The sequence below is a fragment of the Sutterella massiliensis genome, assembly GCF_016899755.1.
GTDB classification, from domain to species: Bacteria; Pseudomonadota; Gammaproteobacteria; order Burkholderiales; family Burkholderiaceae_F; genus Sutterella; species Sutterella massiliensis.
Genome location: NZ_JACJJC010000005.1, coordinates 1 through 14985 on the forward strand (window position 1 = coordinate 1; position 14985 = coordinate 14985).

General features: G+C 62.1%; 13 protein-coding genes. 5 read left to right on the forward strand and 8 right to left on the reverse strand.

What is annotated here, in order from left to right; translation table 11 throughout:
* From H6A60_RS04270 to H6A60_RS04290, 5 genes are all read right to left on the reverse strand, one after another.
* The coding region (locus H6A60_RS04270; protein WP_205102180.1) for a MerR family transcriptional regulator at positions 1–257 on the reverse strand (257 nt) is incomplete at its 3' end.
* Positions 258–329: 72 nt separating this feature from the next.
* The gene (gene coaBC / locus H6A60_RS04275; RefSeq protein WP_205102181.1) at positions 330–1631 is read right to left on the reverse strand and encodes a bifunctional phosphopantothenoylcysteine decarboxylase/phosphopantothenate--cysteine ligase CoaBC; all 1302 of its coding nucleotides are present in this window, start codon (positions 1629–1631) and stop codon (positions 330–332) included.
* 172 nt (positions 1632–1803) lie between these two features.
* The gene (gene lspA / locus H6A60_RS04280) at positions 1804–2385 is read right to left on the reverse strand and encodes a signal peptidase II (protein ID WP_205102182.1); all 582 of its coding nucleotides are present in this window, start codon (positions 2383–2385) and stop codon (positions 1804–1806) included.
* A 14-nt stretch (positions 2386–2399) separates the two neighbouring features.
* Complete coding sequence (gene ileS / locus H6A60_RS04285) at positions 2400–5264, reverse strand: isoleucine--tRNA ligase (RefSeq protein WP_205102183.1); 2865 nt, start codon at positions 5262–5264, stop codon at positions 2400–2402.
* A 118-nt stretch (positions 5265–5382) separates the two neighbouring features.
* Positions 5383–6345: a bifunctional riboflavin kinase/FAD synthetase gene (locus tag H6A60_RS04290; protein ID WP_205102184.1), complete on the reverse strand. Its 963-nt coding sequence runs from the start codon at positions 6343–6345 to the stop codon at positions 5383–5385.
* Positions 6346–6749: 404 nt separating this feature from the next.
* Here H6A60_RS04290 and purN point away from each other — a divergent pair, with 404 nt between their 5' ends.
* Both purN and H6A60_RS04300 read left to right on the forward strand, forming a co-directional pair.
* Positions 6750–7403 carry a phosphoribosylglycinamide formyltransferase gene (gene purN / locus H6A60_RS04295; RefSeq protein ID WP_205102185.1) on the forward strand — a complete coding sequence of 218 codons (654 nt, stop codon included), beginning with the start codon at positions 6750–6752 and terminating at the stop codon, positions 7401–7403.
* Between the two features lie 113 nt (positions 7404–7516).
* Positions 7517–9046 carry an RsmB/NOP family class I SAM-dependent RNA methyltransferase gene (locus H6A60_RS04300; protein WP_205102186.1) on the forward strand — a complete coding sequence of 510 codons (1530 nt, stop codon included), beginning with the start codon at positions 7517–7519 and terminating at the stop codon, positions 9044–9046.
* Between the two features lie 257 nt (positions 9047–9303).
* Here the strand turns inward: H6A60_RS04300 and H6A60_RS04305 are convergent, their stop codons facing one another.
* On the reverse strand, positions 9304–11133 hold the full coding sequence (locus H6A60_RS04305) for an aryl-sulfate sulfotransferase (RefSeq protein ID WP_205102187.1): 1830 nt from the start codon (positions 11131–11133) through the stop codon (positions 9304–9306).
* A gap of 140 nt (positions 11134–11273) precedes the next feature.
* Between H6A60_RS04305 and H6A60_RS04310 the strand changes: the two genes are divergently transcribed.
* A complete protein-coding gene (locus H6A60_RS04310; protein WP_205102188.1) occupies positions 11274–12236 on the forward strand; it encodes a LysR substrate-binding domain-containing protein in 963 nt (320 codons plus the stop codon).
* Between the two features lie 77 nt (positions 12237–12313).
* Here the strand turns inward: H6A60_RS04310 and ybaK are convergent, their stop codons facing one another.
* Complete coding sequence (gene ybaK, locus H6A60_RS04315; protein WP_205102189.1) at positions 12314–12811, reverse strand: Cys-tRNA(Pro) deacylase; 498 nt, start codon at positions 12809–12811, stop codon at positions 12314–12316.
* Between the two features lie 185 nt (positions 12812–12996).
* On the reverse strand, positions 12997–13959 hold the full coding sequence (gene ispH, locus H6A60_RS04320) for a 4-hydroxy-3-methylbut-2-enyl diphosphate reductase (RefSeq protein ID WP_205102190.1): 963 nt from the start codon (positions 13957–13959) through the stop codon (positions 12997–12999).
* Positions 13960–14321: 362 nt separating this feature from the next.
* On the opposite strand from ispH, the gene rpmB reads away from it, so the two are divergent.
* Both rpmB and rpmG read left to right on the forward strand, forming a co-directional pair.
* Positions 14322–14555, forward strand: coding sequence for a 50S ribosomal protein L28 (rpmB, locus tag H6A60_RS04325; protein WP_005431189.1), 234 nt, complete (start codon positions 14322–14324; stop codon positions 14553–14555).
* Positions 14556–14572: 17 nt separating this feature from the next.
* A complete protein-coding gene (gene rpmG, locus H6A60_RS04330) occupies positions 14573–14740 on the forward strand; it encodes a 50S ribosomal protein L33 (protein WP_205102191.1) in 168 nt (55 codons plus the stop codon).
* Positions 14741–14985: the final 245 nt, after the last annotated feature.

Consider the following 14985-nt stretch of genomic DNA (forward strand, 5'->3'; position numbering starts at 1 on the left):
CAAAACGCCTGCATCGCAGCCAGCTGCGACTTCAAGTCGCTCTTCTGAGCCGCACTACTGACACGGCAGTAAACGATTGTCAGCTTCTTTTCGGGTTCCAGACCGAAGATTTTTCTGACATCGGATTCGTCAAAATAGCGATGTCCCGATGCCAGCCTTTTTGCCCGTATCTTGCCTTCTGTCTCCCATCGACGGACAGTTGAAGGAGATCGGCCGATACGTTTTGCAAATTCACTAATACGATATATCTTGCTCATAATGAGCAATTTTATTTACAAATAAACGAAATATCAAAAGCAGCAGGAATCTCCGCAAGTTTTTGCCTGGGCCTAAGCGGGCTGTCGCCGGGTCTTTTCGCCAAGGCGCTCGGCGGCGCGCTCGACGATAAAGCGCGCGCAGGCGCTCTTTGCGGCCGGTCCGAAGCGAAGAGGCGCTTCCAGGCCGCGAGCGATCCAGGCGACGGCGTTCCCGGGCGCGTCGAGCGCGCTTCTCGCATCGTTGGCGACGATAAAGTCGATCCCTTTGCGTTCTAGCTTCGCCGCTGCATAAGCAAAAAGCGCTTCATCATCGGCCGTCTCCGCGGCAAAGCCGCCCGTCACTGCCGCACGTCCGCTTCGGGCGACCTCAGCGAGGATGTCGGCGTTTTCCGTCCACGCAATGCTGGCAAAGGGCGTGGGGGCGCAGCGCTCGTTGTCGGGTGCGGGCTTTACTTTTTTGATCTTGACGCTCGAGGCGCTCTTCGGGCGCCAGTCGCAGACCGCTGCCACGCCGATAAAGAGGTCGACTGCGGGGCGATCGGCCGCTTCGGGGGATTGCAGCGCTTCGAGCCGCTCGAAAACGGCGCGCAGCATGTCGTCGGCCGAGACGACATGCGTCGTGCGGATGCCGAAGGGATCGGTGAGCGACGTCGGGCCCGCGACGAGTTCGACTTCGGCGCCCGCATCGCGCGCCGCGCGCGCAATGGCGTAGCCCTGACGGCCGCTCGAGCGGTTCGTGATGCCGCGCACGGGGTCAATGGCTTCGAACGTGGGGCCGGCGGTGACGAGCACGCGGCGTCCTTTGAGAACCTTCGGCGCAAAGAACCCGAGGAGCGCATCGAGCGCGGCTTCGGGTTCGGTCATGCGGCCGCTGCCGAGGTCGCCGCAGGCCTGAAAACCCGCATCGGGTCCGATGAAGTGCGCGCCGGCGGCTTTCAACTGCGCCACGTTGCGCTGCGTGGCGGCGTTTGTCCACATGTGCACGTTCATGGCGGGCAGAAAGACGATGTCGGCGCGGCGCGCCGCGATGAGCGTCGAGACGAGGTCGTCGGCGATGCCGTGTGCGGCCTTGGCAAGTATGTTGGCCGTGGCGGGCGCGACGATCATGAGGTCGCATTTGGCGAGCTCGATGTGCGGCATCGCGCCGTCGGGGCCGGGTGTCCATTCGGTGAGCGCCACGGGGTGTCCGGAGAGCGCCTCAAACGTGACGGCGCCAACGAAACGCGTCGCGTTCTCGGTCATCGCAACGCGCACTTCTGCGCCCGCGCGAACGAGGCCGCGCACGAGCGAGCAGACTTTGTAGAGCGCGATGCCGCCCGTGGCGGCAACGGTGATTTTTTTGCCCGCAAGGGGCTTCTCGAGAGCTTCGTTCATCGCTCGGGCAGTTGTAGTCGAAAAAAGCTTGCAGCGCTGTCGGCTCGGAAGCGGCGCCGCAAGCGCACATTATCGGCAAAAAAGCGGCCGCCCGAGGCTGGGAATCGCTTCGGGCGGCGCGGTTGGGTTGTCTGCGGCGTTTAGGAGAATCGCAAGGCGCTTCGCTCTTCACCTATCGGTCTCGAGCGACACCGAGGAGCTCGTCCAAAACGAGTCCCGCCGCCCCTGTGCAGATGGCGATATCGGCCACGTTGAAGGCCGGCCAGTGCCAAGTCTGCCAATAGAGATCGATAAAGTCGACCACGTACCCCGAAAGCGCGCGGTCGATGAGGTTGCCTGCCGCACCCGCCGCAATGAGCGTGAGCGAGAGACTGAAGAGCCACTTGCCGCCGTGCTTCCAAAGAAGCCGCAGCACGAAAACAACGACGGCAGCCGCGAGAATCGTGAAGAACCAGCGCTGCCAGCCGCCTGCGTCGGCGAGAAAAGAGAAAGCGGCGCCGCGGTTGTGCGCGAGCACGAAGTTAAAGCCCGGCAGCACCGGCACCACGTCGCCCGGGTCGAGCGCGCGCTCGAAGTAGAACTTCGTCGCCTGATCGAGCACGACGATGAGGAACCCGAAGAAGAACCAGAGACTGAAGCGAAGCGGATTCGGATCGCTTCGGCCTGCCGAGGCAGCCGTTCGCTTTCTCGCCGCGCCGGGCGCGCGCTGCGCGCCCGACTGGCTTCGCTTGCCGTTCGTATTGCCGCTAGCCATGCTTCAAGAAAGCGTTAGGCAATGCGGCGCACTTCGCCCGAACCGAAGAGGTTCGAGATGCAGCGCGGGCAGATCGTCGGGTGTTCGGCGTTTTCGCCGACGCCCTCGACGTAGTGCCAGCAGCGTTCGCACTTCTTGGCTTCGGCCGCGTGCACTTCGACGCTCGTCGTGCCGTCTTCGGACTTCTCGAGCTTGATGCCGCTCATGATCATCACGAAGCGAAGCTCATCGCCGAGCGAGGCGAGCATGTCGTAGAGCTCGGCCGGTGCCTTGAGCGTGCCGACGGCCTGCAGCGACGAACCGATCGTACCCTTGGCGCGTTCGTCTTCGATCGCCTTCTGCACGTCGGCGCGCACCGCGCGGATCTTGGCCCACTTCGAGAGAAGCGCTTCGGCGTCCGCGACGGCGGGCAGCGGCTCGAACGTTTCCGTAAAGATCGTCTCGCTTTCGTTGGGCGAGAAGACCTTGAAGGCTTCTTCGGCCGTGAAGGAGAGGATCGGCGCCATCAGGCGCAGGAGCGTCTTCGTGATGAGCCAGAGCGCGGTCTGCGCGGAGCGGCGCGCAGCGCTCGTCGGCGCGGTCGTGTAGAGACGGTCCTTGAGCACGTCGAGGTAGAAGCTCCCGAGGTCGGTCGAGGCGAAGGTCTGCAGGAGCGACACCACATTGTGGAAGCGGCAGTCCTTGTACTCGGCGAGCACCTTCTGCTGGAAGTCTTCCGTGAAGGCGACGGCCCAGCGGTCGAGTTCGAGCATCGCTTCGAGCGGCACGGCGTCCTTCTTGACGTCGAAGTCCGACGTGTTGGCGAGCAGGAATCGCAGCGTATTGCGGATGCGGCGATAGCTTTCGACGACGCGCTTGAGAATCGTCGGCCCAATGCGCAGTTCGCCCGAATAGTCGGTCGAGGCGACCCAGAGGCGGAGGATTTCGGCGCCGAACTTGTCGCTGATTTCTTGCGGACGAACGATGTTGCCCTTCGACTTCGACATCTTTTCGCCCTTTTCGTCGACGCAGAACCCGTGCGTGAGGAGCTGGTCGTACGGAGCGCGGCCGTCGAGCATCGCGGCGATGAGAAGCGAGGAGTGGAACCAGCCGCGGTGCTGGTCGGAGCCTTCCAGGTATAGGTCGGCCGGGAAGCCGAGGATATCCTTGTGCGAGCCGCGCATCACGGTGTAGTGGGTCGAACCCGAGTCGAACCAGACGTCGAGAATGTCGGTCGACTTCACGTAGTCCTTGGCTTCTTCGCCGAGGATCTCTTCGGCCGTCACCTTGCTCCAGGCTTCGATGCCGCCCTTTTCGACGATGTCGGCCGCCTCATCCATGATTTCGAGCGTGCGCGGATGGAGTTCGCCCGTCACCTTGTGCAGGAAGAAGGGCAGCGGCACACCCCAGTTGCGCTGGCGCGAGATGCACCAGTCGGGACGGTTTTCGATCATCGAGTAGAGGCGGTTGATGCCCCACTGCGGGAAGAACTTCGTCGCCTTCACGGCGCGCAGCGCCGTTTCGCGCAGCGTTTCGGGCTGCGCAGGGAGGCCGAGCACGCTCTTCGTGTCTTCGTCGGGCGCATCCATGCGCACGAACCACTGCGAGGTGGCGCGGTAGATGAGGGGGGTCTTGTGGCGCCAGCAGTGCATGTAGCTGTGCGTCATCTTGCCGTGCGCGAGGAGGTTGCCCGCAACGGTGAGCGCGTCGAGAATCTTCGGGGCGGCCTTCCAGATGTTGAGGCCGCCAAAGAGCGGCAGCTCGTCGCAGTAGAAGCCGTCGCCCTTCACGGGCGTGAGAACCTCTTCGTTCGTCATGCCGTGCTTCTTGCACGAGACAAAGTCGTCAACACCGTAGGCGGGTGCCGAGTGCACGATGCCGGTGCCGGCCGTCGCGTCAACGTAGTCGGCGAGATAAACGGGCGAGAGACGCTTGTAGCCCGCGTCCATGTCGTAGAGCGGGTGCTTGAAGCGCAGCATCTCGAGCGCGGCGCCCTTGCACTTGGCGACGGTCGCGCCTTCGAGGCCGTAGCGCTTGAGCGCCGCTTCGGCGAGCGCCTCGGCGAGGATAAGGTACTTTGCGTCGGTTTCAACGAGCACGTAGTCGAGCTCGGGATGCACGTTGAGCGCCTGGTTCGACGGGATCGTCCACGGGGTCGTCGTCCAGATCACGATGAAGCAGGGCTTTTCGAGCTTCTTGCCGAAAGCGGCTTCAACGCGCGGTTCGTCTTCTTCGTAGAGACGGAAGGCGACGTCGATCGTGTCGGAGGCGACGTCCTTATATTCGACCTCGGCTTCGGCGAGCGCGCTCTGGCAGTCGAAGCACCAGTTGACGGGCTTCAAACCACGGTAGACGTAGCCCTTTTCCACGACGCCCTTGAGCGCGCGGATTTCGGCCGCTTCCGTGTCGTAGCGAAGCGTTCGGTACGGATTTTCCCAATAGCCGAGAACGCCCAGGCGCTTGAAGTCGGCGAGCTGCAGCTTCGACTGTTCCATCGCGTATTCGCGTGCCAGGCGCTGCATTTCGTCAACGGGCAGGTTCTTGCCGTGGAGCTTTTCGATCTGCACTTCGATCGGCATGCCGTGGCAGTCCCAGCCGGGCACGTAGGGGGCCTGGAAGCCTTCGAGCGTCTTTTCCTTGAGGATCATGTCCTTCAGGATCTTGTTGATCGCGTGCCCGACGTGAATGGCGCCGTTGGCATAAGGCGGGCCGTCGTGAAGAATGAACTTCTTGGCGTCGCGGCGCGCATCGATGATGCGCTCGTAGATGTGCTTCTCATCCCATTCGCGAATCCATTCGGGTTCGCGCTTCGGGAGGTTGCCGCGCATCGGGAACGGGGTATCCGGCAGGTTGAGCGGATACTTCTTGGCGGCGTCGGCCGCCTGGGCTTCTTTGGTCATAGTTGTCTCCTGGCCCCCTCGGGCTCTTCAGGTGAAGCAGTGCGGAACGCTTTCTGGGGCGGAAAAGCCGCGCCGGCGGGCGTTCCTTTCGGGCACGCTTCTTGGGTTTGCTCGTGCTTTAAGGCTTGAAAATGCCATCCCCGGGCGTACACCCGAGAATGCGGCGCGCACGAAGGGCGTCGCTTTCAATGGCAGCTCGAAGTTCTTCGATGCTGCCGAATTTCTTCTCGTCGCGCAGCTTCTCAACGAAGTGCACGCGCACATATTTGCCGTAGGCGCTCCCGGACCAGTCGAAGACGTGCGTCTCAAGGAGCCAGCGGCGCTCGTTCGTGACGGTCGGCTTGATGCCGATCGAGGCGACGGCCGGTCGAATCGAGGGGCCGAGCCCTTCGACGCGAACGGCAAAGACGCCCGTGACGGCAGGGCGTGCACGGCTGCCGGGCGGAATCGGCGCGAGGTTCAGGGTCGGGTAGCCGAGCGTGCGGCCGAGCGCCGCGCCGTGAATGACGCGGCCGGCCATGGTGTAGCGGCGCCCGAGCATGAGGTACGCCTCGTAGAGGTCGCCCTTGGCAAGTTCTTCTCGGATGCGCGTCGAACTCACTTTCGACGTGCCGTGAAAGACGAGGGGCGAGGCGAACACCTCAAAGTGGTGTTCGGCGCCGAAGGCGTGCAGCGACTCGACGTCGCCCGTGCGGTCGCTGCCGAAGCGAAAGTCTTCGCCCACCATGAGCCAGCGCGTGTCGAGGCCGTCGACCAGAATGTCTTCAACGAATTCACTGGCGCTCAAGGCGGCCATCCGGCGCGAGAACGGCATGATGTAAATGCGTTCGATCCCGGTGGCGAGAATCGCTTCGATTTTGTCCAAAAGCGTCGAAATGCGCGGCAGCGGATCCGCGCCCAACACTTCTCTCGGGTGCGGCTCGAACGTGACGACCGAGGGCACGAGCCCGCGTTCGCTCGCAGCGTGCACAACCGACTGAAGGAGCGCCTGGTGACCGAGGTGCACTCCGTCGAAGTTGCCGATCGCAACGGCGGAGGGCCGCTTCAGGAGCGGATGCGGCAGACCTCGAAATACATGCATGGGCGTGAATCCTTTTTTGGTTTGTCTATCGGTACGGAAAAAAGAATGCGCGCGAGCGCTTGGGGACCGGGGCCGGAAAGGCCGAAGGCAAAACGCTTGGCGCGAGGCGAGGATCGATTATAAGATCACGCCGAGGACTGCGGCCTGCCGCGCAGCGCGGCCGTTGCGCGTGCGCGCATTGCTCTAAGCATTTTTTCGCATCGTCGGTGCGGCAGCGGCTGCAGGCGAGCCGCGCGCATTATCTGCTTGGGGCGAGCGCCTTTTGATAGAATCCCGCGCCTTACAGAAGGGAGGTGGCGTGAAAAAAGGCCGCTAAAACGCACGTTGATTCACGCGCTTCCTGCCTGTGGTCCGCACCGAAACCCGTCGACACCATCCTCTCTGAGCTCACGAGGGCAACCCAAATGAAGAACATCGTCATCCTCCTTTCCGGTCGAGGCAGCAATTTCGAAGCGATCCTGAAGACGTCGCGCGCCGAGGACTGGGAGGGACGCTTCGGTCTCAAAATCCGCGCCGTGATTTCGAACCGCCCGGAAGCCGCAGGGCTTGCCCGCGCCAAGGCCGAAGGCCTTGAAGCGATCGCGATCGATCACAAGGCGTTCCCCTCGCGCGAAGCTTTTGACGAGGCGCTCGCTGCGTCGATCGAGCCGTTTGAGCCCGATGTCATCGTGCTGGCGGGTTTCATGCGCATCCTCACCGAGGGCTTCGTGAAGCGTTTCGAAGGAAAGATCCTCAATATCCATCCGGCGCTGCTGCCGCTTTTCCCGGGGCTCGATACGCACAAGCGCGCGATCGAAGCGGGCTGCCGCGTGCACGGCTCGACCGTGCATTTCGTCTCGCCCGTTTTGGACGGCGGCGCCATCATCGGGCAGTCCGTCGTGCCGATTCTCGCTTCCGATACGCCCGAAGCGCTCGCTGCGCGTCTTTTGCCCTTCGAGCACGCGCTCTATCCGAAGTGCGTGCGCGCCGTGGCGCTCGGCGCTGTGAAGCTCGTTGACGGGCGGGCGGTAATGGACGACGAAACGGCCCGCTCGCTTGCGGTGTTCCCGGCCGAATAAGTTTCGTCGCGCCGCACACGAACTCGAATGAGCCTCAGCGTCCTTCTGAACGAAGGGTGCCCGAGCATCGTCCGGGCTTCGAGTCCGGACACACTTCTATCTCAAGAAACAAGATGACCGAATCGCATCCCAAGCGTCGCGCCTTTGCGATGCAAAAGCCCAAGAAGACGTCGCGCCGCGACGAACCCAAACGCACCGAACGGCAGCGCGCTGCCGATGCGCGACGCCGTGCCGAGCGACACGCCGCGGGCAACGTTCGCGTGAGCGGCCCGAAGACCCCTGAAAAGCGCATGGCCCCGAAGGCGCCGGGCGAAGTTCGCATCACGAACCTCATCGTTGACGAACTCGCGCGCGCGCTCGCCGTGATCCTCAAGTTCGACGGTCCGGCCGACGTGCTCATGAAGCTCTTCTTTAAGAGCAATCCGAAGCTCGGCATGCGCGACCGCGGCCTCATTGCCGAGGGAATCTACTACGCGCTTCGCCGCTACGCGTCGCTGCGCGCCGCGATGCGGCCGGTGCGTCCCGAACGCGCGCCGCGTCTTGCTGCGCTCGCTACGCTCGCGCGCCAGCACGGGCTTGATGCGATTTCGCCTTCGGCGATCGGTCCCGAGGCCGGTCCCTTGAAGAACGTGCTCGCTTTCCGTGCCGAGGATGCGTCGCCCCACGTGCGCTCGGAGTTGCCGCAGTGGCTCTTCGACCTTATCGAAGCGCAGTACGAGGACGCAAATCTGCTTTATCCCGCGATGATGGAGGGCGCGCCCCTTGATCTGCGCGTCAACCTTCTGAAGGCCGACCGCGAGAGCGTGCTCGAGACGCTTCACGCCGACGGCGTCGAAGCCTATCCCACGCCCTACAGCCCCGACGGCATTCGTCTGCCGACGAAGCCCGGCCTTACGCGCTGGCCCGTTTATAAGGAGGGCCTTGTTGACGTGCAGGATGAAGGCAGTCAGCTCATTGCGCGGCTCTTGGGCGCGCGCCGCCGCGAAATGGTCTGCGACTTCTGCGCGGGTGCGGGCGGCAAGACGCTTGCCGTGGGCGCGCTCATGCGCTCTACGGGGAGCCTCTACGCTTTCGACGTCAACGAAAAGCGCTTGGCCGGCATGGCGCCGCGCATGCGTCGCGCGGGCTTGACGAACGTGCATCCCGCGGCCATTCGCAGCGAACAGGATCCGCGCGTCAAGCGCCTGCGCGGCAAGTTCGACCGCGTGCTCGTTGACGCACCCTGTACCGGCACGGGGACGCTGCGCCGCAACCCCGACCTCAAGTGGCGTCTCTCGCCCGAAGAGCTCGAACGCATCAACGCGATTCAAAAGAGCGTGCTCGAAAATGCCGCGAAGCTCGTGAAGGCGGGCGGTCGTCTCGTCTATGCGACCTGTTCGCTTTTGAAGCGAGAAAACCAGGACGTCGTCGAAGCGTTCCTCGCGGCGCATCCCGATTGGCAGCTCGTGCCCGCTAAGGACGTCTTTGCCGAACAGCGCATCGTCTTCCCCGAGTCGCAGTGGGAGCGCTTCGGCGCTTACATGCAGCTTCTGCCGCATGTCAACAACACTGACGGCTTCTTCGCGGCCGTTCTCGAGCGTTCGGGCAAAGCCGAACGCGCGAAGCCCGTGAAGCAGGCGGCGGCTGAGGAAAGCGCCGAATAATCCGCTGCCCGAAAAATCAGCAGAAGCCGGGCCCGAGCGTGCGAAAGCCGCTCGGTTCGTCCGGGCGCTTCGCTCATGACGCGCACGAACGTGAAGAGCTTCCATGCAGAGCGAGCGACGAAAAAAGCGCCCGAAGCGCCGCCATGAGGGTACTTCGGGCGAGGTAAGTCGGTCGCGGGCGTCGTGTTGAGTCCGGGACGCCGCGACCGGAGAGAAAGGAGATTTCGGTCGAGTGACCGGAATGGACTCTCGTTTGATCAGTTCTTCGAGAAGGCCTTTTCGACGCTCACCGGGAAGGCCTGGTAGCCGAAGGCATCCTTCAAAGTGATCTTCACGGCCGGATCCGTTTCGCCCCAGCGGTACTCGGCGATATGCGGCTGCGGCATGTTCGCGTCCATCGCGCCGCCGCCCGCATGGAGGTCGAAGGAGAGACCCGCGGTCGAGTAGAAGACGACCACCGAGTTCTTGTCGGGCTGGTACTGGCAGAGGCCCGTGACGGGACTGAAGGCGGCGTGGCCGAGTTCCTTGCCTACTTCCCAAACCTGTTCGACCGTGCCCTTCTTCTGGTCGATTCTATAAATCACGCCGCGTGTGTACTTGTCGTCCTGCAGTGCCGGCTGTTCCATGCCACGCGCGTCGCCGTTGTCAAAGACCGTGATGAAGATCACGTTTTCGTCCGACTTTTCGTCAATGCGCCAGGCGGTGTGCTGCGTCCAGGACCAGTCGAAGGTGCCTTCGCACTTGCTGTCTTCGCACTTGATGGGTTTGCCGTTCTTGTCGACGGGCGTAAGGACCTTCTTGGCGAGGTCACCCTTCCAGCCTTCGGGCGAAGAGAGAATCCACTTCACCTTCTTGTCGCGGCCGATCTTGATCACGGCCGACTGATGGCGCGAGCTGATGATGATCGAGTCGTCGGTCGGGTCGTAGTCGACGGAGTTGACGTGCGCCCAGTTGCGGCCCGCTCCCACGCCCGCAACGTCGCCGAAGACGCCTTCGGCTTCCTGCTTGGCGAGTTCTTCGGCCGAGAGTGTCTGGCCGGACTTCGAAGCGTCGATGTTGAGGCAAACCGCACCCTGGTCGAGCACCTTGATCACGTTGTCGCGATACGGGTCAAGGATTTCCATCAGCTTCCATTCGTCTACGACGCCGCCGTTCGGGTCGACTTCAATGATGACGTCGCGCACCGTGTGAACGCGCTTGTTGTCGGCGCGGCGATAGTCCGCCGAGGAAACGCGCAGAAGCGAATTGCCGTTCTGCATGTTGTCAAAGGCGTGCGAGTAGTCGGCGTAGCCCGAGGGGAGGCGGCGATTGTAGATTTCGCGCCCGAGCAGGTCGTACTTCACATAGCGCTGCCCGAAGCCCCAGGTGAGCGCACCGTCATCGGTCTGCTGGAAGCCCATCATGAAGCCCGAAGACCACGGATCTTCGGTGTCGTTGATGAGCGTATTCATCAGATACCAGCGCACGGCACCCGTCGTGTCGATGATGCCGACTTCGGAGTTGAAAGCCCACTCGAGCGCGCCGCCTGTCGGGTTGTTCCAGACGAAGCGCCCGCCCTGCGGTGCGGCCGAGTAGAGCTGATTGTCGATCAGGTAGAGACGGTCCTTGAACTCGGGATCGACCTTTTCGGCCTTGGCGTTGAACATCGTCGTCGTCTGCATCGGCGTGCCGTTACTCACCGTGTAGACGGGCGGGGCGTAGAACTGGTAGCGGTCTTCGAATTTTTCTTCCTTACCCTGGAAGACGCGCGTGTAGCTCACTTCAACCGTGTTGACGTAGTCCGGATAGAGCCCGAAGACAGGGACGCCCGCGTGCGTGAGAAGTTCGCGGCGCGAGACGTCGTAGGCGATCTCCTGGCCGCCCGTTTTCGGTACGATGCGAACGTGTACATCCTTGAGTTCATAGCCGCCGTTGCGGATGACGGCCGTGAGCGGCGCAATCTTGTACGGATTCCAAACGACTTCGCCGATGTGACCCTGGACGGCGTAGGTGACGTTTGCGCCCGAGGCGCCCCCCATGGCCATGGCGGCTCCGGCAGCGGCTGCGCAGACGGCGGCAGCGGCGATGATTTTGACGGTGTGATGCATAACGGTTTCTCCAGATGTGGACTCGCGGCACGGCCCGGAGAGAAGAGAAAAGGACGTACTGCGGGACGGGAAAAAGTCTAGGAAAACCGCTCGTGTCGAGGTAGTCTGACATTCCTCGGCACCAATTCAATTTTTTGCAAATGGCTTTCGACAAAAATTCTGCGAGCGGCGAGCTCGAAGTTCGAATGCTGCGGCTTCTTCTCGCGCTGCTGCGCGAACCGCAACTCTCGAAGACTGCGCTCTCTTTGGGCGTGAGCATCGGAACGGCGTCTCGCGACCTCAAGACGGCGCGCGAGATCCTGGGCGACAAGCTTTATGTGCGTAGCGGCGGCCTCATGGTGCCGACGCGCCGGATGCTCGAGCTTGCACCTGCGTTCGAGCACGTGATCGCTTCGCTCGAAGCGCTCGTGCGTCCGGGTGTTCCGTTTTCGCCTGCGCACTCGCACGAAACCTTCGAGATTTCTGCGCCTGACAACACAGCTGCGACTGTTCTGCTGCCTGCTATGGCGCGGCTTCGCGAAGAAGCGCCCGGCATGAATTTCCGCGTGCGAATGCTCGAAGACACGGTCTTTGACGAGCTGCGTTCAGGAGACGTCGATTTGGCGATATTTTGCGATCCGTCGATCCATCCGGGAGCGAGCTTTCATCAGAAGACTCTGTTGAGATCGCGCCATGTCCTCATCATGCGTAAGGGCCATCCGCTCGAGGCGCTCAGTCACGAGCGTGCGCTCGAGGCTGCCGACATCGAGCCTTATTCGCGCATCGGCATCGTTTTCAAAAAGGCTTCCGGCGGCGGTTTTCGAGAGATTCTGGACGAAAACGCGGTCAAGGCAAGGTACAGCGTAACGATGCCGCATTTTCTGGCGGCCGCCTTTTTTCTCGTCGATTCGGACGATTTACTCACACTGCCGCTGGAGACAGCAAATTTTCTCGAAAAGATCCTGCCTGTCACGCATTGCGAGGACCCGTTCTATCGGACTTGTCCATGGGATCCGGTGATGATCTGGCACGAGCGTACCCATAAGAGTCCCGCACACGAGTGGCTGCGTGCGGTGCTCGCAGAAGAGGCTGGTCGTCTGCCGCCTTGGCTCGGCAAGCGATAAGCGACGCTCGAGAACGCAAACGGGCGTCTTTTACCGGACGCCCGTTTGCGAGAAAGCGGCTGTCGATGCGAAAGCGCTTAGTCTTCCTTGGCAAGTGCACAGTTGACGGGGATTGCACCGAGCACGTCGCGCAGAATCTTCGGGTCGATGCCGACTTGGTAGCCACGGCGGCCACCGTTGATGAAGATGTGGTCGAGCTCAAGAATCGAAGCTTCGACGTAGATGGGCATCTTCTTCTTGGTGCCGAAGGGGCTCGTGCCGCCCACGAAGTAGCCCGAGTTGCGCTGCGCCTGTTCGGGCTTGCAGGGCGCAATGTGCTTGACGCCGACCTGGCGCGCGAGGTTTTTCGTTGATACTTCGCAATCGCCGTGCATCAGGATGACGAGCGGCTTGGCGTGTTCGTCCTCCATGATGAGCGTCTTGATGACGTGGTGATGGTCGAGCCCGCAGGCCGAAGCCGCAAGCGCCGTGCCGCCGTGCTCGACGTACTCGTAGGAGCGTTCTTCAAACGGGATTTTGTGCGCCTTGAGCCACTGCGTTGCGGGCGTGAGGCTCTGATGCTGAGACTTGGCCACGAGAGGGTTCCTCCGATCAAAAACGACGGGTCCCGAGGGAGTTGTTGGTCGAGCGCACGTAAAGCGTGCCTCTTATTCCTCGGAACCGAATGAGCACCATTCTGCCCGATGCGCGGGCTTTTCGCGCGATCGGCGCGATGAGTGAGGAGAGTTCGGGCGGTACCTCGGCGGGCGCCGCTCTGCGCTCAGCCGCGCGTCTGGCGGGCTTCGGCGAGGTCACTCTCCCAGAGGCCTTTGGGTAGCGGGAAAGCAACATTTTCCTCTTCCCCGTCGAGCGCTTTCACGTCGGCCGCACCCGCGTGCCGGCGAAGCCATTCGACAACGCCCTGAACGAGGGACTCGGGCGCGGAGGCGCCTGCAGTGATGCCAACGCGCGTAACGCCCTCGAACCATGCCGGGTCGACGTGTTCGGCCGAGTCGACAAGATAGGCGCGCACGCCCTGGCGTTCCGCCACTTCGCGCAGGCGGTTCGAGTTTGAACTCGTCACCGAACCGATCACGAGCACGATGTCGACGCCCGAGAGCGCGAGCTTTTTGACGGCTTCCTGGCGGTTCTGCGTCGCGTAGCAGATGTCCTGGCGCTTCGGGGATTCGATCTGCGGGTAACGGGCGCGCAGCGCTTCGATCACGTCGTGGCTGTCGTCGGCGCTGATCGTCGTCTGCGTTACGAAGGCGAGCGGCTCGTCGTTGCCGTAGGGGAGCTTGGCGACGTCTTCGGGTTTCTCGACCAGACTGATGCCGTCGGGAACCTGGCCCATGGTGCCTTCGACTTCGGGATGCCCGGCGTGGCCGATCATGATGATGCGTCGGCCTTCTTCGCGCCAGCGACCGACTTCGCGGTGCACCTTGGTGACGAGCGGGCAGGTGGCGTCGAAAATACGAAAGCCGCGCGCCTGAGCTTCCTGCGCAACGGCAAGCGGCACGCCATGCGCGGAAAAGACGAGCGTCGCGCCTTCGGGCACCTCGGCGAGGTCGTCAACGAAAACGGCGCCGCGCTCGCGCAGATTGTCGACCACGGTGCGGTTGTGCACGATCTCGTGGCGGACGTAGATGGGGGCGCCGTAAATGGCGAGCGCGCGCTCGACGATCGCAATGGCGCGCGTGACGCCCGCGCAAAAGCCGCGCGGCTGTGCGAGAAGGATCTGCATGGTCAAACCTTTTGTCGGGATCTCGAAGAAAAAAAGGGCGTCGCATCGGCTGCCGAGAGTCCGGCAATCGCTGTAGCCCGCTCGATTTGCAAGCCTTGAACGTGGACGCCGCTGAAAAGATTAAATAAAATCGTCCCTTTCTGCACACAAAGCCCTTGAAACGAGTACAATGCGCTCCGCGTCTTAAATCTCGCGTTTCCCGGATCCCTGTACTGACACTGTGGGGAGCCAAACTCGGCCGCCCGGCCTTGTGGCGACGCTTTAAGGGTTTGACGTACAATCTTTCTTTTTCGGCGCTCGCGCGGCCCCCTGAGAAGGACGGCCCGTTAGGCGCTATTACTCAATTAAGACTGGAGTTGAAGATGGCACGAGTGTGTCAAGTCACCGGTAAGGCGCCGATGGTCGGCCATCAGGTCTCGCACGCTAACAACAAGACCAAGCGTCGCTTCATGCCGAATCTGCAGTATCGCCGCTTCTGGGTTGAAAGCGAAAACCGTTGGGTCCGTCTTCGTCTGACGAATGCCGGCCTGCGCACTGTCGACAAGCTCGGCATCGATGCGGTTCTTGCGGACCTTCGCGCCCGCGGCGAAATCTAATCTGAAGGAGATTCACCATGGCGAAAGGCGTTCGCGAAAAGATCAAGCTGGAATCCACCGCCGGTACCGGTCACTTCTACACGACGACGAAGAATCGTAAGAACTCGAGCGGCAAGCTCGAAATGTCGAAGTACGACCCGGTAGCCCGCAAGCATGTGGTCTACAAGGAAACGAAGCTCAAGTAATTGGGTTTTCGACCAGCACGAAAAAAGCTCGACTCTTAACGGATCGGGCTTTTTTTGTATCTGTGATCGACCGATAGACAATCGGGCTGCCTCAGGAAATACCCTAGCTCCAATCATTCAACTCAGATAAAGACTCTCTTTAAGTCCCGCTAACTAGGATTTGCCGGCAGTAAGCGCATAGCACGCAAAAAAAGGCCGCTCGACGCGTTGGCGAAGAGCGGCCTTTTGCCTCTAGCTTTCGTCCG